This window comes from Variovorax sp. 05L425 (assembly GCF_056397705.1).
The window spans coordinates 13,428-36,202 of the sequence record NZ_JBFTNY010000030.1 but is presented as its reverse complement, the minus strand read 5'-3'; the positions used below and the strand labels follow the sequence as shown (position 1 = coordinate 36,202).

Sequence of the window (22,775 nt, the reverse complement as noted above, 5' to 3'; positions counted from 1 at the left end):
TGCGCGGATGCGGCATCCCTACCGTTGCGGGCGTTGCGGGATGCCCTCCTCGATTCGCTCGGCCATGTAGGGATAGAACGGATTCGACAGCAGCCTCGTGAGGAAGTCCGAGCTGACGACCATCGCGCGGTTCTCTCCTCGCACGGCCAGGGCGCCGAGGTTGATGCCGAAATCCTCGCTCCCGTCCGGCTGCAGTCCGTACAGCGCATCAGTCACTGGAAACGGCAGCGCCACATGCGACAGCGAGAACACCTGGCGCGGAAATGCGAGCCCCAATGGCCGGGTCTTCTCCGCCACGGCGCCGGCATCGACGCTGCGCTCCACCACGGACAACGAGCCCACGTCGTCATTGGTGATCCACGTCGACCTGAATGACCTCGGCGCGGGCGGGAGCAAGCGGGCCGGCTCCGGATCGCTCGCATCGTTCAGCAGCGGACCAAACTTGGCGCTGCGGTTCATGTCGAAGAGCACCAGTTCGCTGCCGTTGGCCGGAAGACGCGCGTACAGGGCGGTCACGATCGCGCGCGTGCTGACCGTGGCGTCGACGACCGATTGGAAGGTGAGGATCGGCGGCAACTTGGCGAGGCGCCCGGAACTCTCCTCGCGCGCAATGTGAGCCTGGAGGTCCCGCGTCAACAGCGACGATTGCCGCGCGCCGTTCACGGGGAACGAGTTGTACTTGAAGGGATTGAACTCGGGCGTGATGCCGAGCCACGCCGCTTTCTCGAAGGCCGGGAAAATCGCGGGCCACCCGAGCACGCCTGCGAAGCGCGAGAGTTCGGTCACGCCGATCATCGGCGTGATGAGAATGAGCCGATCCGGCCGCGCGAGGCTTTCGTCGTCCAGCGCGTCGAGCGCGTACTTCATCGCGAGCGCGCCGCCGTTGGAATAGCCGACGATGTGCAGCGGCAGTGGCGCCGGCACACGGCGGCGGGCCTCCCGGACCGCGAGGCGCGTCGCTTCCGACCAGTCCGCCCAATCGACGTTGGTCAATCCTGCGGGCACGGTGCCGTGACCTGGCATGCGGATCGCGACGGCGACGAAGCCGCGGTCGCGGTACAGGTTGGCGATATGCCGCAGGCTGTACGGCGAATCCGTCAGTCCATGCAGCAAGACGACGGCGCCGAGAGGCGGTCCCTTCGGCTCGAGCACGAAAGAGCGATTCCAGTCCCGCGCGAAATGCGCCGCATTGAGCGGGCTCGCCTCGTAATAGCGGTTGCCGGGCACTTGGTCGCCTGGAGGCAGCTTGTCCATGACCTCCGTTCGCACTTCCGCGAAGACCGCGTTCTCGGCAGCGAGGTAGGCGGCCCAGTCGGCCTTGCGAAGCTCATTGCGGGAGAGTTCGTGCGGCACATGTGTGTGCCAGGGTTCGAGCGCTGGCCCGCTCTGGATGCTGTAGATGCGCCCACCGACCAGCACGACCACGACAGTGACCGCGATGAGGCCGATCCGCTTGAGGATCCTGATCCATCGAGGCGTCATTGCGGTCCTCTCGTGAGTCTCGTCGCTGGCGAAGCAGCGCAAAGGGATGCCAGATAGGCGTTGATCGCCGATCGCGCCTGCAGCGACAACGCCTGCAGATCGGGCTTGCCGCGGGCGCCGATGTGCGCGTGGGCGAAGAGGCCGTACATGATGGTGAAGCCGACACGCGCCGCCTCTTCCTTCGCGAGCGTCGGCGGAACGTCGGCGGCGGCATCGAGCGCGCCGAGCCATTCATCGACGAAACGGTCGTACATCTTGCGATAGGCCTCGGGCCCGGAAAGATGCCGCTCCAGCAGGTAGTGGGCACCCCATTCGAGCGGATGCTCCCGGTGCGCCTCGATCTGCGATTGGATCAGCGCATCGACGATCTCGCGCAGCGGCCGGCCCGTGTGCCGCTCGACAGCGTCGTGCAGCGCCATCAGCAACGCCTTGGAGCGCAAATGCAGACACACGCGCGCCAAATCTTCCTTGCTCGCGAAATACTCGTAGAAGCTGCCCAGCCCCGTGCCGGCGACCGCGACGATCTCCCGGATCGTGATACCCGCGTAGCCGCGCTCGACCAAAAGCCGAACAAAGGCTTCCTGCAGGGCCAGGGAGGTGTGTCGCGCGCGCGATTGACGCGGCTTTCTCCTGGGCACGGCGGCAGAACGGCCGGCCTTGGCTTTCATGCGGCGGAACCCGAACACCCTCGGCGCATGTTCTTCCTAGAATTTTCGATGGCCATCGGACGCATTTTGCAGTGCGCCCGAAGGCGTGGAACGCACCCCGCTGCGCAGGAGACAACATGACCGACAGCATCCCTACTACCCAGACCGAGTCCGCGCTCGCGGTGTACACCCGCAATGGTGAGATTTGGCAACCCGGCGACCTTTCGCGAGGCCCCTGGGATCCTCGTGCGCAACACGGCGGCGCGCCGTCCGCGCTGCTGGCGCACATCGCGGAGAGCGCGATGACCGAGCCCGGCTGGCAACTGGCGCGGCTGACCGTCGAACTCGTCAGGCCGGTGCCGATCGCGCCGCTGACCCACCGCAGCACGGCACAGACCTCGCGCTCGACCGCCCGGGTGAGCGTCGACCTGCTGGCGGGTGACACGCTCGTCGCCCGTGCGCACGCGCTGATGCTTCGCGGCCAGGCATTGGCCTTGCCGGCCGGCTTGCCGGGTTGGTCGCCACCGAACCTGGCGCCGCTGCCGGACGCCTGCAAGGATCGCGTTCGCATCCCTGGCCTGCCGGACGGCGTGTACTTCCATCGCCAGGCCGTGGATTCGCGTGTGGCGCATGGCGATCCTGCCAATCCGGGGCCGGCTGCCGCATGGTTCCGGCTCATCGTGCCGATGCTGCAAGGCGCCCCCACCTCGCCGGCCATGCGCGCGGCGGCAGCGGCGGATTTCGGCAACGGGCTGAGCTGGGTCCTGCCGCCCCAGCGCTACTTGTTCTCCAACGCCGACCTCAGCATGCACCTGCACCGTGCGCCTGTGGGCGAATGGATCGGCCTCGCGTCCGAGACGCAGGCCGACGGCAGCGGCGCGGGCACGACGCTTTCGCGCCTCTACGACGAGCGCGGACCGATCGGCGTCGCCATCCAGACGCTGGTGCTGCGCGAGCGCGGCGCCGGCGCATAGACACATCTCCAATTCCATCCATCGACCCATCGAAACACATCATGATCGGCATCCATCCAGACAACCAGGTTCCCGAACTCAAGGACTACAACGTCTACACCAGCGACCCGGCACTGTGTCGCGCCGTGACGCGCGGCGGTGCCGATTGGCGCGACGACGAACTCGCGCGCCAAGGCGCGGAATACGGCGCCGAAGCCACGCTTCGCGCCGCTGAGGACGCCAATCGCCACGAGCCCGAACTGCACACGCACTCGCGCACCGGCGAACGCATCGATCTCGTGAAGTTCCATCCCGGCTGGCACACCATGATGTCGATCGCCCGGCGCAACGGCATCGCCAACCTGCCCTTCTTCGACGAGCGCCCCTCAGCCTGGACCGCCTACGGTGCCTCGCTCTACATGCACAGCCAGATCGAATCGGGCTCGACCTGCCCGACGACGATGACCAAGGCCTGCATCCCCGTGCTGCGCCACAACGGCGCACTCTTCGGTGCCGTCGGCGGCAAGCTCGCATCGATGGAACACGACGCGCGCGACCTGCCGCTCGAACAGAAGCGCTCCATCACCGTCGGCATGGGCATGACCGAAAAGCAAGGTGGCAGCGACGTGCGCACCAACACCACGCGCGCCGTGCCTGCCGGCCAGGGCCCGTGGGGCAGCGAGTTCCTCATCACCGGCCACAAGTGGTTCTTCTCGGCGCCGATGTGCGACGGCCACCTGGTGCTCGCCAAGACCGACGAGCGCGGCTCATCGTGCTTCTTCGTGCCGCGCTGGCGACCGGACGGCAGCAAGAACCCGATCCACATCCAGCGCCTGAAGGACAAGGTGGGGAACCGCTCCAACGCCAGCAGCGAGGTCGAGTTCAAGGAAGCCTGGGGCGTGCTCGTGGGCGAGGAAGGCCGCGGCATCCCGACCATCATCGAGATGGCGACCTACACGCGGCTCGACTGCGCGCTGTCGAGCGCAGGCTTCATCCGCCAGGCGCTGGCGCAAGCGCTGCACTACACGCGCAACCGCCACGCCTTCGGCAAGGCGCTGGTCGACCAACCCGTGATGACCGAGCTGCTCGGCGACATGGCCCTCGAATCCGAGGCCGCGACGCTGCTCGCGATGGACCTCGCCTCGCATTTCGGGTCCACCGATCCGCTGGACGTCGCATGGCGCCGGCTGATGACGCCCGCCGCCAAGTTCTGGAACTGCAAGCGCGCGGTGTCGCTGACTGGCGAGGCCATGGAAGTCTTCGGCGGCAACGGCTATGTGGAGGACGGCCCGATGGGTCGCCTGTTCCGCGAAGCGCCGGTCAACTCGATCTGGGAAGGCTCTGGCAACGTCATGAGCCTGGACGTCCTGCGCGCCGTGTCGCGCAACCCGGACGATGCCCACCTCGTGCTCGACCATCTGCAGGACGTGGCGTCTCAAGACGCCCGCGTGCGGACCCAGGTGCAGACATTGCGCGACGCCATCCAGCTGTCACCGGTCGAACTCGAACGCCAGGCTCGCCGTTTCACCCAGCGTCTCGTGCTCACGGCGCAGGCTTGCCTGATGCTTCAGCACGCGAGTCCCGAGGCCTCGGCCGCCTTCATCGACAGCCGCTTCGATCCGGATTGGGGCCCGGTGACCGGCATCAGCGCCGGCACCAGCGACCCGGCTGCGCTGCTTCGCGCAGCCTGGCAGTGAGACGGAGGCATCGATGACAGATTTTGTTTCGGTGATCGACCAACACGCGCGCGTGCAGGCCGACAAGGAATGCCTGCGTGCCGCCGGCCGTTCGATCAGCTATGCCGAGTTCGCCGACCTGACGCGCCGCGCAGCCACCGTGCTGCGCAACAACGGCGTGGGCCCGGGAGACAAGGTCGCGCTGCTGTGCTTCAACACGCCGGGCTTCGTCATCGCGCTGTTCGGCGCATGGCGACTCGGTGCGGTCGTGGTGCCGATCAACCACAAGCTCCAGGCGCCGGAGATCGACTACATGCTGGCGCATTCCGGCAGTCGTCTTTGCGTGGTGGACGGCGCGCTCGCGACGGTAGCACAGCGCATCGAGCACGCGGTGACCTGGATCACGACGGACAGCGTCGCCGCCGACATGCCGCTGTTCGAAGAACTGCTGGAGCGGGCCGAACCTTGCGCGGCAGGTGCTCCGCCCGCCGCCGAAGCGCTGGCCGAGATCCTCTACACCTCGGGCACCACCGGCAAGCCCAAGGGCTGCCTGCACACGCACGGCAACGTGTTCCTGGCCGCGATCTGCGCCGCCGCGAGCACGGGCCTCTCACGCCATGAACGCACACTGATCGCGATGCCCGTGTGGCATTCGTCGCCGCTCAACAACTGGCTGCTCGGCACGCTGCTGATGGGTGGCACCGCCGTGTTGCTGCGCGAATACGCGCCAAAGGCTTTCCTCGACGCGCTGGCGCAGGAACGCATCAGCTTCACCTTCGGTGCGCCCATCGCGTTCCTGGCGCCGCTGTCTGTGGTGCCGGACGTGGGCTCGTACGACTTCGGCGCGATGCGCATGTGGGCCTATGGCGGTGGGCCGCTGGGTGCGGACATGGCGCGCAAGCTCGCCGCGAGCTACCGCAGCGACCGCTTCGTGCAGGTCTACGGCATGACGGAGTCCGGCCCGCTGGGAACCGTCTTGTACCCGGAGGAAGCCATCGCCAAGGCCGGCTCCATCGGCCGCTCGGGCGTTCCGGGCGTGGCGATCGAAGTGCGCCGGGCCGACGGCCAGTGCTGCACGGCCGGGGAGGTCGGCGAGATCCACCTGCGCTCGCCAGCCGTCATGAAGGGCTACCTCGACAACCCCGAGGCCACCGCCGCCGCCTTCGATCCGCAGGGCTGGTATCGCACGGGCGACCTGGCGCGCGTCGACGAGGACGGCTTTCTCTTCATCGTCGACCGGCTGCGCGACATGATCATCACCGGCGGCGAGAACGTGTATTCGAAGGAAGTCGAGGACGCGCTCGCGACCCATCCCGACGTGCAGGATGTCGCCGTCATCGGTCGGCCGCACCCGGAGTGGGGTGAGACGGTGACGGCGGTGCTGGTCGCGCGCTCCGGCCGCACGCTCGATGAAGCAGCCCTGCGGGAATTCCTCGCCCCGCGCCTGGCGCGCTACAAGATCCCGCGCGCCTATGAGTTCCGCGACACCGTGCCACGGACGGCAACCGGGAAGCTGTTGAAGCACCTGCTACGGCCGTAGGCCTGAAACAAAAACGAACGCGAGCGTTCTTTGCGCACCGTGCGATTGCTCTATAGTCGTCCGAGCCCTCCCAGGTGAGCAAGGATGACGACCCCGCCACCACGAAACATCGATGCGTTTTCAGCGGTGCTTCTCAGCGAAGGGCCTGCTGCCGCGTTGGCGTACCTGAACAGGGGTGTGCCTCATCGGTACACCGCCGTCTACAGGTTCGACGACAACCTGCTGCGCAATGTGTTGTTGCACGACAAGCGCGATGAGCTACGTCCGCAGTTTCTGCTTGCCGTGCCCTTCGAACACAGCTTCTGCCAGTTCGTGCGAAAGGATCAATCGTTTCGTACGGACGACTCCGGGCGCGACCAGAGACTGCAGGGCCACCCATATAGCGGCGTGGTCGTGTCCTATCACAGCGTTCCACTCTCGAACGAATTCGGCGAGCTATGGGGAACGCTGAGTCACTTCGACATGGTGAGACAGCCGATGTCGGACGAGGAGTTCGACCTGCTCGAACGCGCGGCCCGCATCCTGGGAAGTCACTTGGACAAGCCGGTCACCGAGACCTGAGGGCCAACCGTCCGTTCAGGCGGCGGCGCATTTCCTGACCGTGTCCCAGGTGCGGGTGGTCACGCCGTCGCCGAAGGTCTTCTCGATCAACGCCATGAACACCGGGCCGCGAGGTCCTGGAACGTAGGCCGAAAAGACTTCGCCTCCATTCATCGCCAGGATGCGCGCAGCATCGAACTCGATCGGGAGCGAAAGCTTCGCTTCCTGACGGTTGCGCAGGAAGGTCACGACCCGCTTGGCGTTCGCCGGCAGGCTGAAGGCAGCGTAGGGATCGGCGTCAAGAAGGGCAAGCAACGCATCGACCGGCCGCACGATGGTGCGGAATGTGCGGTCCAGGTGCTTCGCCATGGCCGCCTCGGCCTTGCGTTCGAGCGCTGCGTCCGCCGAAGTCCGCGCGTTGAAAACGACGTTGCCGCTCGACAACACCGTCTTCACGTCGGTGAAACCCGCGCTCTCGAAGCAGCGCTTCAGTTCCGGCATCCTGGCGTTCATCGGGCTCACGCCACGAAGAAATGCGACGTAGCGAGGCATGGTGCGAGAGCGGGTCGCCGTCAGTCGCAACGATAGGTGACTTCCCCCTCCGGCGTACCCGGCCCCTTGGTGTTGAGGAAGCGCATCGGTGCGCCGAAATTGCGGCAATAGGCTTCGGCTTCAGCGGCGGTGGGCGACTTGAGCACGCCGTCGCCGAGAAAAGTCACGCGGGGCGCTTGCCGGGACGACGCACACCCCATGACGAGGGTCGCAAGGACGAAGACGGAAAGGGTGGCGAATCGGCGCATGGGGAACGCATTGCTGCGGATTGAAATTTCGGAAGTGGCGCAACTGTAATCGCACTGCCTGGCCACCGCCGGGCTGCCGAAGCGCCAGTTTTCGGAAAGACGAACCGCGGATGGCGCCTCCCGTGGCATCCTTTGCCGGCTATTCCGCAAGAATTCCGGAGATGTCTCATGGTTGAAGGAAAAGTCGTGCTCGTCACGGGCGCAGGCGGCGGCATCGGTCGGGACATCGCGCTCGCCATGGCCAGCCACGGTGCGAGGGTGGTGGTCAACGACATCGGCGCCGCGGTCGACGGCGAAGGCCGCAACGCCGGGCCGGCGCAGCAGGTGGTCGACGAGATCCACGCGCTGGGCGGCGAAGCCGTTCCCAGCACCGACAGCGTGGCGGACGCCGCGAGCGCGGCGAAGATCGTGCAGTGCGCGGTCGACAATTTCGGCCGCATCGACGCCGTCGTGAACAACGCCGGCATCCTGCGCGACCGCTTCTTTCACAAGATGTCGGTCGACGAGTGGGACTCGGTCATCAAGGTCCATCTCTACGGCACCTACTTCGTGAGCCGCGCCGCCGCCGTGTTCTTCAAGGAACAGGCTTCGGGCGCGATGGTGCACATGACGTCGACCTCGGGGCTGATCGGCAACTTCGGCCAGGCCAACTATTCGGCCGCCAAGCTCGGCATCGTGGCGCTGTCGAAATCGATCGCGCTCGACATGCTCAAGTTCAACGTGCGCTCCAACTGCATCGCGCCCTTTGCCTGGAGCCGGATGATCGGAGCGATTCCGACCGACACCGAAGAACAGAAGGCACGTGTCGCCAAGATCCAGCAGATGACGCCGTCCAAGATCGCGCCGCTCGCGGTCTATCTCGCGAGCGATGCCGCGAAGGAAGTCAACGGCCAGATCTTCTCGGTGCGCAACAACGAGATCTCGCTGATCAGCCAGCCGCGCCCGGTGCGCTCCATCCACCGCTCCGAAGGCTGGACGCCGCAGACCATTGCCGATCATGCGATGCCGGCGATGCGCGCGAGCTTTTATCCCTTGGATCGATCGGCGGACGTATTCAGCTGGGACCCAGTATGAAACAAAGCTCGCCCCCAGGTTGCCCGGCACTTCGTGTCCGGGCGCCCACCCCCTACCGGGGGCAACACCAGCGGCCCGGCGAAGCCGGTTCCGCGGTGTTTCCCGAACGGGCTCGCGGCCCGGGCCAGTCCCAAGGCGAGTCTGAGTGCTTTCGCGGGACAATCGCGTTTTCCTGATCCAGCCGCGCGGTGTGCCCGCGCCCTCTTCCCTTGAACCTGCATTTCGACCTCTTCGACCTGAAACTGTTCGTCTACGTGGCGGATGCGAGGAGCTTGACGCGCGGTGCGGACAAGGCCTGCATCTCGCTCGCGGCGGCATCCACGCGCATCAAGCAGATGGAAGAGGCCGTGGGCGGCAAGCTGTTGCATCGCAATGCGCAGGGGGTGAGCCTGACGGCTGCGGGCGAGGCCCTGCTCTACCACGCCAAGCGCGTGATGCAGCAGATGGAGCACTTGCGCATCGACATGCAGGACTTCGGCAAGGGCATCAAGGGCCATGTGCGCGTCTTCGCCAACACCACCTCGATCACCGAATACCTTCCGGAAAAGCTGGCCGGCTTTCTCACGCGGCATCCGGCCGTGCAGGTGGACCTGCGCGAATACCTCAGCGAGGAAATCGTGCGCTCGGTGGCCGATGGCACCGCGGACATCGGCATCCTCGCCGGCGACGTTCACACGGGCGACTTCGATGCGCGGCCTTTCGGGCGCAACCAGCTCGTTCTCGTCGTGCCGGCCACGCATCGGCTTGCAGGAGCGAGTGGGGTGTCCTTCGGCGACACGCTCGAAGAACAGCACGTGGGCCTGCACCACGGCAGCGCGATCCATCGCTTCCTGCTGCTCAAGGCCGAGCTTGCGGGACGGGGCTACAGCCCGCGCATCCAGGTGGGCAGCTTCGAGGCCATCTGCCTGATGATCGAGGCAGGTGTCGGCGTCGGTGTGTTGCCGGCTTCGTCCGCCCGGCGCCATGCCCGCTCGATGCGGATCGTGACGGTGCCGCTTGCCGATGCCTGGGCAGAGCGCGAATTGAAGATCGTCGCGCGCAATCGCGAGCTGTTGCCGGCTTCGGCGCGCGAGCTGTTCGACTATCTGGCACAGCCAGCCGAGAAGCCGTAGTGCATCCCTGATGTCGATCGATCCGAAGTCGTTGCGCCTGTTCACAGCCGTCGCGGACCACGGCAGCATCAGCGAAGGCGCCAAGCGCTGCCACATCGCTCTGGCGGCCGCCAGCAAGCGCATCTCCGACCTCGAGGCGCGGGCACGGCTGCCGCTGCTGGTCCGCCATGCGCGCGGCGTCACGCTCACCTCGGCCGGCCACGGCCTGCTGCTGCATGCCCGCGCCGTGCTGTCGGCGATGGACCGGCTGGGCGCCGAGCTCGACGATTTCCAGAACGGCGTAGCCGGCGTGGTCAGCATCACGGCCAACGCGTCGGCCATTGCCCAGTTCCTGCCGACGCAGATCGGTTCCTTCCTGCGGCACCACCCAGCGCTCAAGATCGATCTTCAAGAGCGCGCAAGCACCGAGGTGGTCAAGGCGGTGGGCGCCGGCCTGGCCGACATCGGCGTGATCGAGGGCCATACGGCGCGCGGCGAACTCGAGTGCCTTCCCTACCGCAGCGACGAGCTTGCCGTGATCGTGGCGCGCGACCATCCGCTGGCCCGGCGCAAGCGCATCGGCGTGGACGAAGTACTGCGGCACGACCATATCGTGGTCCGCGAAGGCACGGCCCTGCACCGCTTGCTGCTGAGCGCCGCGCTCGAAGCGCAGGCGCCGCTCAAGGTCCGCATGCAGGTCGGCAGCTTCGACATGGTGTGCCGCATGGTCGAACAGGGCATCGGCATCGGCGTGCTGCCCTATGCGGCGATCCTTCCTCAGTTGCAGATCCTTCGTCTGCGCTGCCTGAGGCTCGATGCGCCCTGGGCCCGGCGCCAGCATCTTCTCTGCGTGCGGCGCGAGCAGGATCTGACCTCCGCCGCTCGCTCGGTGCTGGAGCACCTGCGCCAGCCCGCCTGAGCCTTCGCCAAACGCGAAGCCTCGCGCCCGCCAGAAACGAATTGTTCTCCGCGGCCCGGGCATCAAAAATGGTGCGAGCCAATCGCGCAAGGGGACATTTCTTGAAGATCATCCGCGTCAGCGCCACGCCGCTGAACATCCCGGTCACCATCGACGTGCTGGGTCTCGACAAACAAACGTCGCTCTCGCTCTGCCTGACCGAGATCGAGTCCGACACCGGACTCGTCGGGCACGGCATGACCGCCATCACCGAGGAGGAAATCATCGCCGCCGCCGTGCGCGAAGTGGCGGGCCCTGCACTGATCGGCGAGGACCCGATGGCCACGGAGCGGCTCTGGAGCAAGCTCTATTGGCTGCTCTCGCCGCGCGGCCAGACCGGGTATGCGAGTCACACCATCGCCGCGCTCGACATCGCGCTGTGGGACCTCAAGGCCAAGGCGCTCGGGCAGCCTCTGTGGCGCCTGCTCGGCGGCGCGCGCTCTCGCGTGCCGGTCTATGCGACCTTCGGCTTCGCCTTCTTCGAGCGCGACCAACTCGCCGCCGCCGCGAAGCTGTGGGTTTCACAGGGCTTCCAGCGTCTGAAGATGACGGTCGGCGGCCACGCGCTCGCACGCCGCGACGAGCCGCGCCCGATCGACGAGGTGATCGACGAGGACGTGCGCCGCGTTGCCGCGGTGCGCGAGGCCGTCGGTCCCGACGTGAAGCTCTACGTCGACGCCAACTGCGGCCTCGACCTGTTCCATGCAGCCGATCTCGCGCGCCGCATCGAGCCCTACGGCATCAGCTTCTTCGAGGAGCCGTTGACTCAGAACGACGTGCGCCAGATGGCCGACCTGCGCACCCGTACCACCATCCCGCTCGCGTGCGGCCAGAACGAAGGGCTCGCCTTCCGCTTCCGCGACCTGCTGGTCGGCCAGGCCGCCGACGTGCTGCAACCGAATGTGACGATCTCCGGCGGCTACTCGCAGTGCCTGAAGATCGCAGGCATGGCGCAGGCCTTCAACGTGCCGATCGACAACGGCGGTGCGTGGCCCTTCCACAATATGCACCTGCACGCGGGCGTCTCGAACGGCGGGATGGTGGAGTACCACTATGTGGCGGTGCAGATGCTCAAGCAGATCTTCGACGGCCTGCCGGTGCCCGACCAGGGCTGGTTGACGCTGCCCGAGACACCAGGACTCGGTTTTTCGCCGAACGCTGACCGCGTGCGCGAATTCGCCAAGCTGCCGACATCCCACGGCAAGGGCAAAGCCTAGCGGCAACAAGAAAAGACAACGGAGACACGATGGAACAGAGACCAGTCATTCGATCGGCACGCCGGCATGCATTGCGTTGGGCGGCGATGGCAGCGGCGCTCGGCATGGCGGGAACGCTCGCCGCCCCCGCCGCATGGGCGCAGAAGTACCCGGACAAGCCGATCCGGCTCATCGTGGGTTACTCCGCGGGCGGTGGCGTCGATGCGGTCGCGCGGCTGCTCAGCGCGCGCCTGCCGGCGGTGCTGGGACAACAGGTGCTGGTCGAGAACCGCACCGGCGCGACCGGGCTGATCGCCGCGGATCTCGTCGCCAAGTCCCCGCCGGACGGTTACACCTTGATGATGGGCGACAGCGCCCTGCTCATCGCCAAGCTGCTCCAGCCCAAGATCGGCATCGATCCGCTCACGAGCTTCAAGCCCGTGGCCGGCGCGTTCATCTCGCCGCTGATGATCGTCACGGGCAACGACTTCCCGGCCCGCACACCCACGGAACTGGTCACGCTGCTGAAGGCTCATCCGGGCCAATACTCGTATGCCACCTCGGGCGTCGGCACCGTGCAGCACCTTGGCTTCGAGATGCTCAAGCAGAGCACGGGCGCCTTCGTGGTCCACGTGCCGTATCGCGGCGCCGCGCAGATCGTGCCCGACGTGATCGGCGGACAAGTGCCGATCGGTGTCGTGAGCGCCACCGCCGCGATGTCGCAGGCGAAGGCCGGCAAGCTGCGTGCAGTCGCGCTGATGAACACCACACACCTCGAAGGCGCCGACAACGTTGCGCCGCTGGCCTCCGCACTGCCGGGCTTCGACGTCGCGCCGCGCATTTTCTTGCTCGCACCGGCCGGCACGCCCGACGAGATCGTCGACAAGCTGTCGGCCGCGGTGAAGACGGTGCTCGACACGCCCGAGGCCGCGACAACGGCGGCTGCGCAAGGCACCCTGCGGGCCTACAGCACGCCGGAACAGTTGCGAAAGGACATGAAGGACGAAACCGCACGATGGAAGCGGACCATCGCCGACCAGCACATCACGATGGAGGGAAGCTGAATGCCGCAGCCGCAGCCGCAGCTGGGCCTGATCGTTCCACCCGCCGCGGGTGCTGTGCCTGTCGACGGGCCGCTGCTGTACGGAGACCGCATTCGCTTCAGCGCGCGCGGACTCGGCCTGGGCGAAATCTCCACGCGTGGCTACACCGAAGTGATCGATTCGGTCGTCGGCAAGGCCCTCGAACTGGCGGGCGAAGGCGTCAGTGCCGTCTCGCTGATGGGCACTTCGCTCAGCTTCTTTCGGGGCGCGGGTTTCAATCGTGAACTGCAGGCCGAAATGGCGCGCGCCACTGGCTTGCCGTGCAGCACGATGAGCAATGCCATCGTCGGCGGCTTGCGGACGCTCGGCGTACGCCGGGTTGCCGTGGCCACGGCCTACATCGACGAGGTCAACACACAGCTGCGCCGCTACTTGCAGGACAGCGACTTCGAGACGCTCGCGCTGGAGGGCCTCTCGATTTCGGACGTGCAGGCGGTCGGCAAGGTGCCGACGCAGGTGCTGGTCGATCTTTGCGTGCGCGTCTTCGAAGCCAGCCCCGGCGCGGACGGCATCCTGATCTCCTGCGGAGGCTTGGTCACGCTCGACGCAGTGAGGGAAGTCGAGGCGTCACTCCAGGTGCCGGTCGTTTCGAGTTCGCCCGCGGGCTTCTGGGATCTGGTGCGCTGCGCCGGACTGGACCCGCGCTCGCCGGGCCACGGCCGCCTCTTCGCCTGAACGCGTCGGCTCAGTGCCCGGCCGCGCGCAGCACCGACCGCGCCTTGAGCACCACGGGCCGGTCGACCATCTTGCCGTCGACCGCGACCGGTGCGCCGCCGCTGGCTGCATCGGCATCGATCACCCGCCGTGCCCAATCGATCTGCGCGGGCGTTGGAGAGAAACCCTGGTTGACGACGGCGACCTGTTTCGGATGGATGCAGAGCTTGCCGCCGAAGCCCAGGTGTCGCGCGTGCAGCGCATCGGCCTCGATGCGCGCCGGATCGTCAATCGTCGTGCTCACGCCGTCCACCGGCGGCTGCAGCCCCACGAGCCTCGAAGCCAGCACCATGCGCGAACGGAAGTAGAGCAACTCCTGCCCATCGCCTTCAATATCGAGATCGGCCTGGAAGTCGACGGTGCCGAACACCAGCCGCTGCACCCCGGGCGCCGAAGCGATCTCGTCCATCCTGGCGATGCCGCGCGCAGTCTCGACCAGGGGCAGCAACGCCACGGCGGGGTGCACTTCGGCGATGGCGTGAAGCACGGCAGCGTCCTCCGCCTTGGGCAGCATCAGCGCATCGATGCGCGCTTCGACAAACAAGGCCAGATCGGCGGCATGCCAAGGCGTATCCGCGGCGTTGATGCGGACGGCAACAAGAACGCCGGTGCTGCCGGAGCCTGCGCGTCCAGCAAGCCACTGCGCCACCTGAGTGCGCGCTTCGTCCTTGCGGTCCGGCGGTACGGCGTCTTCGAGGTCGAGCACGATCACATCGGCGCCGCTCTGGGAGGCCTTGTCGAAACGCGCGGGCTGGTGGCCGGGTACGAACAGCAGGCTGCGCGCAACAGCGCGTTCGGAAAGCGAAGCGTTCGGCATGGGTTTCGATCCTCAGTCGAGCAGACGCGTGACGCGCGCCTCGTCGGCAAGACGCCAGATGCGCACGCACAGCGCCTTCGCCTCCTGCGCCGTCGCGCCTTCGCCGTATTGCGTGAGGCGCTGCATCTTGTCCTCGATCTCGGCACGGCTCAGCGTGTTGCCCGGGTCGCCCTTGGGTTCGTCGACGCGACCAGGGAAGGTGCGGCCGTCGGTCGTGGTCACGCTCACCTTGCCGATCCACCGCCCCGGGTAGGCCGTGTCGACCTCGCGGTCGAGTTCCATCATGACCTTGTCGCGGAACGAGGCGACTTCGGGCGCGAGGAAGTCGCGATCGAATTCGGTGAGACCCGCGCGGCCATGCACCGCGATGAGCCCCAGCACCGTGCCCATCGAGAACTTGGCCTGGTGCACCGTGACCGGCACGACGACGCGGCCGAGCACGTCGATGGCGCCCTGGTGAACATGCGTCACGACGCGGGCGATGTCGCCGGCCTTCAGGTCGTTCTGCTTCATGACTTGCAGCAATGCATCGGCCGCAGGATGCGTGTGGCGGCACGAGGCGTGATATTTGAACGAAGTCTCCGCCAGCGTCCAGCGCGTGCCAAGTCCGTCCGTGAGCCGCGACGGGTCAGCGTCGGTCGACATGCCCACGCCGAGGCCTTGCGGGCCTTCAAGCACATGGGCCGCACCAGTGAAGCCATCCTGCGCCAGATAGGCCGACATCAGGCCACTCGCCGCCGCATGTGCGCAGTGCAATTGCTTGGAATCGGCCGCATCGCGCAGGAACTCCCACACGCCCGCCGACTGCGTGCCTGCCGAGCCGAAGGCATGCAGCATCTGCAAGGGTGTGAGTTCGAGCAGGCGTCCGACCGCTGCGGCAGCGGCAAGCGTGCCCGCCGTGGACGTGGTGTGAAAGGTGCGGTAGTGCGAGCGTCCCAGGAACTCACCCACGCGGATGCCGACTTCGTAGCCCGCGACCACGGCCGTCAACAGCAGCGAACCGCTCGCGCCAATGGCTTGTGCCGTTGCCAGTGCCGGCGCGAACACCACTGCCGCGGGATGGAACACCGAACCGTTGTGCACGTCGTCCTGCTCGACGTAGTGCGAGGCTGCTGCATTCACGAGCGCGGCGAAGACCGGCGATGTCGTGCGGCGCGAGTTCAACACTTCACTCGGCCCCTCGGCGGGCCCCATCATCTCGGCGAAGCGCTGGATGCTGTGCACAGGTCGCGCCGAACGGGCGGCGAGCACCGAGCCCAGCCAGTCGAGCATCAGGTCCTCGGCGCGCCGGATCACCGGCGCGGGAATTTGCGCGAAGGCGAGCTCGGCGGCAAAGGTGGCCAGAGTCTGGCTGGGATGCTGGTTCATGGCGAAGGTTGAATAGAGAGGTGAAACAAGGGCGCCGGGGTCGATCTCAGACCGCGCCTTCGGCGCGTAGTGCGGCGATGGTTGCTGCGTCGTAGCCGGCTTCGGCCAGGATCGCATCGGTGTGCTGGCCCAACGTGGGCACCGCGTCCATCCGCGGATCCCATTCGCGCGGAACGCCGGGCGGCCACAGCGCGGAAACCGGACCAGCGCCCGTTCCCACTTCGGTCCAGCGTTCTCGCGCCCTCAGTTGAGGATGGTTCCAGACGTCCTGCATGGTGTTGACCTGCGCATTGGCGATCTGCGCGGCGTCGAGCCGCTCGATGATCTGCGCGGCACTGAAAGCCGAGAACGACTGCACGATGATCTCGCGCAAGGCCACGCGGGAAGCCGTGCGCAGTGTGTTGGACGCAAAGCGCGCATCGGTCGCGAGGCCGGGCTGCTCCAGCACCTTCGCGCAGAACGCCTGCCATTCGCGCTCGTTCTGGATGCCCAGCATCACTTGCTTGCCATCGCCGGCCGGGAACGGGCCGTAGGGATAGATCGTCGCGTGCGCTGCACCCGCGCGCGGCGGCGGCTCGGCGCCTTCGAACGCGTAGTACAACGGGAAATTCATCCACTCGACCATGCTTTCGAGCATGGAGACGTCGATGCGGCAGCCCTTGCCGGTCTTGCCGCGCTGCAGGAGTGCCGCGAGGATGTTGCTGTAGGCGTACATGCCGGCGGAAATGTCCGCGATCGAACAGCCGGCCTTGGCCATCTCGTCCGGCGTGCCTGTCACGGAGAGGAAGCCCGATTCGCTCTGGATGAGCAGGTCGTAGGCTTTCTTGTCGCGGTACCGGCCTGGCTGGCACGGGTCATCGCCGTAGCCCGAGATGTCGCACACGATCAGGCCAGGATTCGCCGGCGACAGCGCCTCGAAAGACAACCCCAGCCGCGCGGCTGCGCCCGGCGCGAGGTTCTGCACGAGCACGTCGGCGTCTGCAACCAGGCGCTTGAGAACCTCCTGCCCCTTCGGATGCTTCACGTCGAGCGTCAGGCTTTCCTTCGACCGGTTGGTCCACACGAAATGCGATGCGAGCCCGCGGACACGCTGGTCATACGCGCGCGCGAAGTCGCCGCTGCCCGGGCGCTCGACCTTGATGACGCGCGCACCGAGGTCCGCCAGCTGGCGCGTGCAGAACGGCGCCGCAATGGCGTGCTCGAGCGTGAGGACGGTGATGCCTTCGAGCGGGCGCATCTCAGTGCCCGCCCGGCCGCCCGAAGGGCACTGACCACCCCCTTGGGGGGCGGCGAACGAAGTGAGTAAGGGGGGCATCAAAAACTCCTCGGCAAGCCCAGCATGTGCTCGGCGACATAGCTCAGGATCAGGTTGGTCGAGATCGGCGCGACCTGGTAGAGCCGTGTCTCGCGGAACTTGCGCTCCACGTCGTATTCGCAGGCGAAGCCGAAGCCGCCGTGGAATTGCAGGCAGGCGTTGGCTGCTTCCCACGAAGCCTTGGCCGCGAGGTACTTCGCCATGTTGGCCTGCGCACCGCAGGGCTCGTGCGCGTCGAAGCGACGGCAGGCTTCATAGCGCATCAGGTCCGCCGCCTCGACCTCGATGAAAGCCTCCGCGATCGGGAACTGCACGCCCTGGTTCTGCCCGATCGGGCGACCAAAGACCACGCGCTCCTTGGTGTAGGCCGTGACCTTGTCGATGAACCAGTAGCCGTCGCCGATGCACTCGGCCGCGATCAGCGTGCGCTCGGCATTGAGGCCGTCGAGGATGTACTTGAAGCCCTGCCCTTCCTCGCCGATGAGGTTCTCGGCCGGAATCTCCAGATTCTCGAAGAACAGTTCGTTGGTCTCGTGGTTGACCATGTTCAGGATCGGCCGCACCGTGAGCCCGTTGCCGATCGCCTCGCGCAGGTCGACGATGAAGATCGACATGCCCTCGGACTTCTTCTTCACGTCGGCCAGCGGCGTCGTGCGTGCGAGCAGGATCATCAGGTCGGAATGCTGGATGCGCGAGATCCAGACCTTCTGGCCGTTGATGATGTAGCGGTCGCCCTTCTTCACCGCCGTCGTCTTGATCCTGGTGGTGTCGGTGCCGGTGGAGGGTTCGGTCACGCCCATGGACTGCAGGCGCAGTTCGCCGGTCGCGATCTTCGGCAGGTACTTCTGCTTCTGCGCTTCGGAGCCGTGGCGCAGCAGCGTGCCCATGTTGTACATCTGGCCGTGGCAGGCGCCGGAGTTGCCGCCCGAACGGTTGATTTCTTCCATGATCACCGACGCCTCGGTGAGCCCGAGACCCGAGCCACCGTATTCGTGTGGAATCAGCGCGGCCATCCAGCCGGCCTTGGTCAGTGCGTCGACGAAATCGGCCGGATAGGCGCGTGCCTCATCGATCTTGCGGAAATATTCATTGGGAAACTGCGCGCACAGGTCGCGCACGGCATCGCGGATGTCCTGGTAGCGGTGATTGGAGTCGTTCATGGTGAGGGGCAATGAGGTGGAAGAAAGTCGTGTGTCGGCACGTCAGGCTAGGCGGGCCGTGGCCTGCATCAGCAGCGCGCCCTGCCCATCTTCGGCCCACAGCGAAACGGTGCCATCCGGCTGCGGAGAATGGCCGGCCACGCGCAACAGCTTGCCGCAGGTCAGCGGGCGCACGGCCTTGAAGCTGTACGCGGCAACCGCACGGCCCGGATTGTGTTGCTGCGCGGCTTCGAGCAGGAGCGTGGCGATCAGCGGGCCGTGCACGATGAGATCGTCATAGCCTTCGATCTGCGTCACGTAGGGATAGTCGTAGTGGATGCGGTGACTGTTGAATGTCAGCGCCGAATAGCGGAACAGCAACGGTGCATCCGGCCGATGCTCCACCGCCCATGCCGCATCGGCCGGTGGCGCCTGCGGCGGTGCGGATTCGCCGGGCTTCGGCGCCTCGCGATAGACGATGTCGTGGAATTCGCGCAGCAGCAGCGTGCCGCCGGCGTGCACTTCATGCTGCACCTTGACGAATACGAGCGCACCGCCCTTGCCCTGCTTGAGATTCACATCGACCACGCGCGACGTCTTCGTGGTGGGCGTGGCGAGCTTCAAGGGTGCGAGGAACTCGAGCTGGCTGCCGGCCCACATGCGGCGCGGCAGCGGCACTGGCGGCAGGAAGCCGCCGCGCGCGGGGTGGCCGTCGGGCCCGAGCCCGTTCTGCGGCGCGATCGGCAGGAAATAGCACCAGTGCCACAGCGGCGGCAGTGCCTGTCCGGGTTGCCAGTCATTCCCGTCGTTGCGCACGGTCGCGGCCATCGCGCTCGCAGTCCAGGGCGAGAGCAGTTCGTCTCGCGTCTCGGTGCGGCCGATCCAGCTGCGCAGGTGGTCCAGGTCGAGAGATTCGGTCATGGTGTGTGAATCTATCCCTCTGGCGGCGTCGCTGCTCAGTGATTGCCGAACCCTCCCTTCGGCAAAGGCGAACCGGACCGTGATCGATCGAACACCACCTGGTCGTACCACCATAACCCCTCGAAAAGGACGCGCGCGACGGGGCGAAGTGCGTGCTCCGACGCGATCTCGCCGATGGAGCGCTTGCCATCGATGGCGTCGACGAGCTTCTTCTGCTGCGCGGTGATCGGAAGGTACAGGTCGGTGAAGGTGTGGTGCCGGTTGATCAGCACTGCCGCTGCGCCTGGCTGTAGCCGCTCCTGGACCATCAGCGTGTCGGGCAAGCGATGGGGCACGTAGTCAAGCCATGCATCGCCCTCGAAGTCGATGGGCTTGTGCTGCGCCCGGTCGTCGCGATACGCCACCACGCTGTGGCGGATCATCGACCCGCGGAAGAGTTCGACCGCGGCATACTGTTCCTCCCGAGGAAGCGCCGCCAGCAGCGGTTGGTGCGGGGACGACGCCAGCCCGCCGCACTGAGGCAGATAGGCCCCTTGCCCCAACCAGCGGCCAAAGCTCAAGCCGCCCGTTCGAAGGAAGTCGAAGAGTTGCGGGACCGAGTAGGCCCGGTCCTGAGGATGAAGCAGCGCATCCGCCAGCCCGGCCTTGTCCTTGAAATCCGGCGCACTGCGCAGCAGCGGCATCAGCGGGTGGTCTGGCGGCAACGCCCGGATGCTTGCCGCCAGCGCATTGATCTCATCCGTCGTCGTTCCGATACCCAGCCGGCGGCAGTAGTCCTGCAACAGGTACACACCGGCGCGGCCGTAAGGTGCATAGACCATCAGGTGCATGGCGCCTTCCAGGTCGAGCACATCGTGAAGGGCTCGCAACCCCGCGTCGGGGTCCGGCAAATGATGCAGCACACCCGTGCAGACGACATGTTCGAACGTGCGCCCCAGCTCGGCTGCGCGCTCCACCGGGAGACGGTGGAGTTCGAGATTGTCCAGTCCGTACTTGCGCCTGAGCCCTTCGGTCATTTCGATGCTCGTCGCGCTGAAATCGATGCCGACCACCTTCGCGCGAGGCCAGCGCATTGCGTGCTTGGCCGCCTGGGAGGTCCCGCATCCGGCGACCAGGATGGTCCGGTCGTCCCGATACGGTTCGTCCGGCCAGAACATGAAGGACTCGGCGCGCCGCCGATCGTCGTTCCACAACTGCCGGTAGTGATCGAGATCGTCGACCGGCGGCGGATAGGGATGGCGTTCGTAAAAGGCGCTCACTTCCAGCGCCACCCGACCCCCATCGGTGCCTATCGCTTCGCGGTCTTTCAACATGGCCGGTGTGCAGGTTGATGCAAGGGCCCCGGGCCTTCCCCGGCCAGCCCTGCCACGACCCATCGATCTCAGGAATTGCCGTGATTTGACACCTGCGCCAACACGGCGTCCAGGTTGAACGAAGCGGGCTTCTGGCGCGGCGGGAACTTGGCAAAGTCCGCGATCTGCCCCGCAATCACCGCCTGCATCAGATACAGCTGGGGCACGTGATCGACCATCCAGTCCAGGTAGGTGTTCGAGTTGAACTCGGCCCGCTCGTACGGGTCGCGGCGCAGATTCATGATGTACGGCAGCCGAAGCTTCACGAACGGCTCGGCCCACTGTCGCATCGTATTCGCGCGTTGCACGGCCAGGTGGAACTTGTAGTCGCCAACCCGCACCGCGATCACTTCGCCGTCATCGCTGAAGTACACGATAGCGTTTCTCGGGCTCTCCTTCACAGCGCCGGTCAGGTAGGGGATCTGGTTGTAGCCGTCGAGATGGACGTTGAATTTCTTGCCGTCAACCGTACAGCCGTCGAGCAGTTGCTGTTTCACGTCAGCATTGCCGGCGGCCGCGAGCAAGGTCGGGAACATGTCGATGTGCGAGACGATGCCGTTCAGCACCGAGCCGGCCTTGATCTTGCCCGGCCAGCGCATGAAGCACGGCACACGCCAACCGCCCTCCCAGTTGGAGTCCTTCTGGCCACGAAACGGGGTGGTGGCGCCATCAGGCCAGGTGTCGTTCTCCGGGCCGTTGTCGGTGGAGTACATGACGATGGTGTTGTCGGCAATGCCCAGTTCGTCGAGCTTGTCGAGCATCTGTCCGATCTGCTCATCGTGGACAACCATGCGATCGCTGTAGGGGTCCTGTCCGCTCTTGCCCAGGTTCTTCTCGGCGACGTGCGTGCGGAAGTGCATCGCTGTCGAGTTGTACCAGAGGAAGAACGGCTGATCCGCCTTCGCCTGCTTTTCCATCCAGGCGATCGCGCCGTCAGTGATCTCCTCGTCAATGGTTTCCATGCGCTTCTTGGTCAACGCGCCGGTGTCCTCGATCGTCTGCCCGCCCTTGCCGTCAGATATGCAGTGAAGCACGCCGCGTGGACCGAACCGCTTCTTGAACTCGGGGTCCTTCGGATAGTCGGGGAGCTCGGGTTCTTCCTCGGCGTTCAGGTGATAAAGATTGCCGAAGAACTCGTCAAAGCCGTGCATGGTCGGCAGGAACTCGTCGCGGTCGCCGAGATGGTTCTTGCCGAACTGACCCGTGGCGTAGCCGAGCGGCTTCAGCAATTCGGCGATGGTCGGGTCTTCCTTCTGCAGACCGACCGTGGCGCCCGGCATGCCGACCTTGGTCAGGCCGGTACGGATCGGGTTCTGGCCGCAAATGAAGCAGGCGCGGCCGGCCGTACAGCTTTGCTGCGAGTAGTAGTCGGTGAACGTCACCCCTTCCTCTGCGATGCGATCGATGTTGGGGGTCCGATAGCCCATCATGCCTCGGCTGTTGTGGCTGATGTTCGAAATGCCGATGTCGTCACCCCAAAGAATCAAGATGTTGGGTTTCTTCGCTGCCATGATTTTTCCTTCGCATTGAATGAAGTTAAAGATGCTCGGCAAGGTGCTTGGCCTCGCGCCCCCCAATCCGGCAAGCCACGCCAGGCTCGCCCCGATTGATCGATGGGAACTTCGATGCCCCAAAGGGCAAGAACAAAGTCCCGTTTCATTTCGTCGCCTGACTCAGGTGTGCGGCCGGCGACGCAGCACGATATTCACCAGGCTGCGGAACAGCAGGTAAGGCACGACCGCGAGGACCGCCGCGACCATCACGGCCTCGCCGGGATAGACCCAACGCACCGAGATGAACTGATAGATGGCATCCATGACGATGGCGAAGATGAACACTTTCCCGACGTCTCGCCAGCCTTCGAGCAGCAACGCCTTGCGTTGCGTGCGATCGTGAACGAGCGCCCATAGGTAGACGGGCCTCCCGTCTCGCGCGTCCTGCCTGCCGGCCCTGAAAGCGAAGAAGGCGGCCACCGCCGGCTGCAGGATGAACCGGAACGAAAGCGGCGCATGCCGGCCGCTCGTGACGTCCGACCATGTGCGGACGAAGACATCCATCAGGGAATCGATCATGTGTGGCCTGCGCTATC

The 22,775-nt window shown here is 66.0% G+C and carries 22 protein-coding genes; 10 read left to right on the top strand and 12 right to left on the bottom strand.

The window, feature by feature from the left end; genetic code table 11:
* Window positions 1-18: 18 nt before the first annotated feature.
* Both AC1DN9_RS26035 and AC1DN9_RS26030 read right to left on the bottom strand, forming a co-directional pair.
* On the bottom strand, window positions 19-1,482 hold the full coding sequence (locus tag AC1DN9_RS26035) for an alpha/beta hydrolase (protein ID WP_478104799.1): 1,464 nt from the start codon (window positions 1,480-1,482) through the stop codon (window positions 19-21).
* On the bottom strand, window positions 1,479-2,150 hold the full coding sequence (locus tag AC1DN9_RS26030) for a TetR/AcrR family transcriptional regulator (RefSeq protein WP_478104797.1): 672 nt from the start codon (window positions 2,148-2,150) through the stop codon (window positions 1,479-1,481). Before AC1DN9_RS26030 ends, AC1DN9_RS26035 begins: the two co-directional genes overlap by 4 nt.
* Window positions 2,151-2,266: 116 nt before the next feature.
* Here AC1DN9_RS26030 and AC1DN9_RS26025 point away from each other — a divergent pair, with 116 nt between their 5' ends.
* The 4 genes from AC1DN9_RS26025 to AC1DN9_RS26010 all read left to right on the top strand — a co-directional run bounded on the left by AC1DN9_RS26025 (window position 2,267) and on the right by AC1DN9_RS26010 (window position 6,859).
* Complete coding sequence (locus AC1DN9_RS26025; RefSeq protein WP_478104796.1) at window positions 2,267-3,103, top strand: thioesterase family protein; 837 nt, start codon at window positions 2,267-2,269, stop codon at window positions 3,101-3,103.
* A 41-nt stretch (window positions 3,104-3,144) separates the two neighbouring features.
* Window positions 3,145-4,779: an acyl-CoA dehydrogenase family protein gene (locus AC1DN9_RS26020; RefSeq protein ID WP_478104795.1), complete on the top strand. Its 1,635-nt coding sequence runs from the start codon at window positions 3,145-3,147 to the stop codon at window positions 4,777-4,779.
* Between the two features lie 13 nt (window positions 4,780-4,792).
* Window positions 4,793-6,298, top strand: a complete 1,506-nt coding sequence (locus AC1DN9_RS26015) for a class I adenylate-forming enzyme family protein (protein WP_478104793.1) — start codon at window positions 4,793-4,795, stop codon at window positions 6,296-6,298.
* 84 nt (window positions 6,299-6,382) lie between these two features.
* A complete protein-coding gene (locus AC1DN9_RS26010; RefSeq protein WP_478104792.1) occupies window positions 6,383-6,859 on the top strand; it encodes a GAF domain-containing protein in 477 nt (158 codons plus the stop codon).
* Between the two features lie 15 nt (window positions 6,860-6,874).
* On the opposite strand, the gene AC1DN9_RS26005 is transcribed toward AC1DN9_RS26010, so the two are convergent.
* Together AC1DN9_RS26005 and AC1DN9_RS26000 are read right to left on the bottom strand one after the other, a co-directional pair.
* Complete coding sequence (locus tag AC1DN9_RS26005) at window positions 6,875-7,390, bottom strand: DUF1697 domain-containing protein (protein ID WP_478104791.1); 516 nt, start codon at window positions 7,388-7,390, stop codon at window positions 6,875-6,877.
* Between the two features lie 20 nt (window positions 7,391-7,410).
* On the bottom strand, window positions 7,411-7,638 hold the full coding sequence (locus tag AC1DN9_RS26000; protein ID WP_478104789.1) for a hypothetical protein: 228 nt from the start codon (window positions 7,636-7,638) through the stop codon (window positions 7,411-7,413).
* 168 nt (window positions 7,639-7,806) lie between these two features.
* On the opposite strand from AC1DN9_RS26000, the gene AC1DN9_RS25995 reads away from it, so the two are divergent.
* The 6 genes from AC1DN9_RS25995 to AC1DN9_RS25970 all read left to right on the top strand — a co-directional run bounded on the left by AC1DN9_RS25995 (window position 7,807) and on the right by AC1DN9_RS25970 (window position 13,735).
* Window positions 7,807-8,712, top strand: a complete 906-nt coding sequence (locus tag AC1DN9_RS25995) for an SDR family NAD(P)-dependent oxidoreductase (protein ID WP_478104788.1) — start codon at window positions 7,807-7,809, stop codon at window positions 8,710-8,712.
* 209 nt (window positions 8,713-8,921) lie between these two features.
* Complete coding sequence (locus tag AC1DN9_RS25990; protein WP_478104787.1) at window positions 8,922-9,824, top strand: LysR family transcriptional regulator; 903 nt, start codon at window positions 8,922-8,924, stop codon at window positions 9,822-9,824.
* A gap of 10 nt (window positions 9,825-9,834) precedes the next feature.
* A complete protein-coding gene (locus tag AC1DN9_RS25985) occupies window positions 9,835-10,722 on the top strand; it encodes a LysR family transcriptional regulator (protein WP_478104785.1) in 888 nt (295 codons plus the stop codon).
* A 101-nt stretch (window positions 10,723-10,823) separates the two neighbouring features.
* Window positions 10,824-11,978 (top strand): mandelate racemase/muconate lactonizing enzyme family protein, encoded by a 1,155-nt coding sequence (locus tag AC1DN9_RS25980; RefSeq protein ID WP_478104784.1) that lies wholly within the window; start codon window positions 10,824-10,826, stop codon window positions 11,976-11,978.
* Window positions 11,979-12,007: 29 nt separating this feature from the next.
* Window positions 12,008-13,021, top strand: coding sequence for a Bug family tripartite tricarboxylate transporter substrate binding protein (locus tag AC1DN9_RS25975; protein ID WP_478104783.1), 1,014 nt, complete (start codon window positions 12,008-12,010; stop codon window positions 13,019-13,021).
* Window positions 13,022-13,735 (top strand): arylmalonate decarboxylase, encoded by a 714-nt coding sequence (locus AC1DN9_RS25970; RefSeq protein ID WP_478104781.1) that lies wholly within the window; start codon window positions 13,022-13,024, stop codon window positions 13,733-13,735.
* 10 nt (window positions 13,736-13,745) lie between these two features.
* Here the strand turns inward: AC1DN9_RS25970 and AC1DN9_RS25965 are convergent, their stop codons facing one another.
* From AC1DN9_RS25965 to AC1DN9_RS25930, 8 genes are all read right to left on the bottom strand, one after another.
* Entirely contained in the window at window positions 13,746-14,591 is an 846-nt protein-coding gene (locus tag AC1DN9_RS25965) for an HpcH/HpaI aldolase/citrate lyase family protein (protein WP_478104780.1), read from the bottom strand.
* Window positions 14,592-14,603: 12 nt separating this feature from the next.
* Window positions 14,604-15,959, bottom strand: a complete 1,356-nt coding sequence (locus AC1DN9_RS25960; RefSeq protein ID WP_478104778.1) for an MmgE/PrpD family protein — start codon at window positions 15,957-15,959, stop codon at window positions 14,604-14,606.
* A gap of 46 nt (window positions 15,960-16,005) precedes the next feature.
* Window positions 16,006-17,196, bottom strand: a complete 1,191-nt coding sequence (locus AC1DN9_RS25955; protein ID WP_478104841.1) for a CaiB/BaiF CoA transferase family protein — start codon at window positions 17,194-17,196, stop codon at window positions 16,006-16,008.
* A gap of 77 nt (window positions 17,197-17,273) precedes the next feature.
* On the bottom strand, window positions 17,274-18,434 hold the full coding sequence (locus AC1DN9_RS25950; protein ID WP_478104777.1) for an acyl-CoA dehydrogenase family protein: 1,161 nt from the start codon (window positions 18,432-18,434) through the stop codon (window positions 17,274-17,276).
* 42 nt (window positions 18,435-18,476) lie between these two features.
* The gene (locus AC1DN9_RS25945) at window positions 18,477-19,334 is read right to left on the bottom strand and encodes an HTD2 family dehydratase (RefSeq protein ID WP_478104776.1); all 858 of its coding nucleotides are present in this window, start codon (window positions 19,332-19,334) and stop codon (window positions 18,477-18,479) included.
* A 35-nt stretch (window positions 19,335-19,369) separates the two neighbouring features.
* Window positions 19,370-20,647, bottom strand: a complete 1,278-nt coding sequence (locus AC1DN9_RS25940) for a class I SAM-dependent methyltransferase (protein WP_478104774.1) — start codon at window positions 20,645-20,647, stop codon at window positions 19,370-19,372.
* A gap of 68 nt (window positions 20,648-20,715) precedes the next feature.
* Window positions 20,716-22,197, bottom strand: coding sequence for an arylsulfatase (locus tag AC1DN9_RS25935; protein ID WP_478104773.1), 1,482 nt, complete (start codon window positions 22,195-22,197; stop codon window positions 20,716-20,718).
* A 162-nt stretch (window positions 22,198-22,359) separates the two neighbouring features.
* On the bottom strand, window positions 22,360-22,758 hold the full coding sequence (locus tag AC1DN9_RS25930; RefSeq protein ID WP_478104772.1) for a hypothetical protein: 399 nt from the start codon (window positions 22,756-22,758) through the stop codon (window positions 22,360-22,362).
* Between the last annotated feature and the right edge of the window lie 17 nt (window positions 22,759-22,775).

Coding starts and splice junctions, on each gene's coding strand:
- AC1DN9_RS26035 (WP_478104799.1), bottom strand. CDS start 1,482: ATGACGCCTCGATGGATCAGGATCCTCAAGCGGATCGGCCTCATCGCG.
- AC1DN9_RS26030 (WP_478104797.1), bottom strand. CDS start 2,150: ATGAAAGCCAAGGCCGGCCGTTCTGCCGCCGTGCCCAGGAGAAAGCCG.
- AC1DN9_RS26025 (WP_478104796.1), top strand. CDS start 2,267: ATGACCGACAGCATCCCTACTACCCAGACCGAGTCCGCGCTCGCGGTG.
- AC1DN9_RS26020 (WP_478104795.1), top strand. CDS start 3,145: ATGATCGGCATCCATCCAGACAACCAGGTTCCCGAACTCAAGGACTAC.
- AC1DN9_RS26015 (WP_478104793.1), top strand. CDS start 4,793: ATGACAGATTTTGTTTCGGTGATCGACCAACACGCGCGCGTGCAGGCC.
- AC1DN9_RS26010 (WP_478104792.1), top strand. CDS start 6,383: ATGACGACCCCGCCACCACGAAACATCGATGCGTTTTCAGCGGTGCTT.
- AC1DN9_RS26005 (WP_478104791.1), bottom strand. CDS start 7,390: ATGCCTCGCTACGTCGCATTTCTTCGTGGCGTGAGCCCGATGAACGCC.
- AC1DN9_RS26000 (WP_478104789.1), bottom strand. CDS start 7,638: ATGCGCCGATTCGCCACCCTTTCCGTCTTCGTCCTTGCGACCCTCGTC.
- AC1DN9_RS25995 (WP_478104788.1), top strand. CDS start 7,807: ATGGTTGAAGGAAAAGTCGTGCTCGTCACGGGCGCAGGCGGCGGCATC.
- AC1DN9_RS25985 (WP_478104785.1), top strand. CDS start 9,835: ATGTCGATCGATCCGAAGTCGTTGCGCCTGTTCACAGCCGTCGCGGAC.
- AC1DN9_RS25975 (WP_478104783.1), top strand. CDS start 12,008: ATGGAACAGAGACCAGTCATTCGATCGGCACGCCGGCATGCATTGCGT.
- AC1DN9_RS25970 (WP_478104781.1), top strand. CDS start 13,022: ATGCCGCAGCCGCAGCCGCAGCTGGGCCTGATCGTTCCACCCGCCGCG.
- AC1DN9_RS25965 (WP_478104780.1), bottom strand. CDS start 14,591: ATGCCGAACGCTTCGCTTTCCGAACGCGCTGTTGCGCGCAGCCTGCTG.
- AC1DN9_RS25960 (WP_478104778.1), bottom strand. CDS start 15,959: ATGAACCAGCATCCCAGCCAGACTCTGGCCACCTTTGCCGCCGAGCTC.
- AC1DN9_RS25955 (WP_478104841.1), bottom strand. CDS start 17,196: ATGCGCCCGCTCGAAGGCATCACCGTCCTCACGCTCGAGCACGCCATT.
- AC1DN9_RS25950 (WP_478104777.1), bottom strand. CDS start 18,434: ATGAACGACTCCAATCACCGCTACCAGGACATCCGCGATGCCGTGCGC.
- AC1DN9_RS25945 (WP_478104776.1), bottom strand. CDS start 19,334: ATGACCGAATCTCTCGACCTGGACCACCTGCGCAGCTGGATCGGCCGC.
- AC1DN9_RS25940 (WP_478104774.1), bottom strand. CDS start 20,647: ATGTTGAAAGACCGCGAAGCGATAGGCACCGATGGGGGTCGGGTGGCG.
- AC1DN9_RS25935 (WP_478104773.1), bottom strand. CDS start 22,197: ATGGCAGCGAAGAAACCCAACATCTTGATTCTTTGGGGTGACGACATC.
- AC1DN9_RS25930 (WP_478104772.1), bottom strand. CDS start 22,758: ATGATCGATTCCCTGATGGATGTCTTCGTCCGCACATGGTCGGACGTC.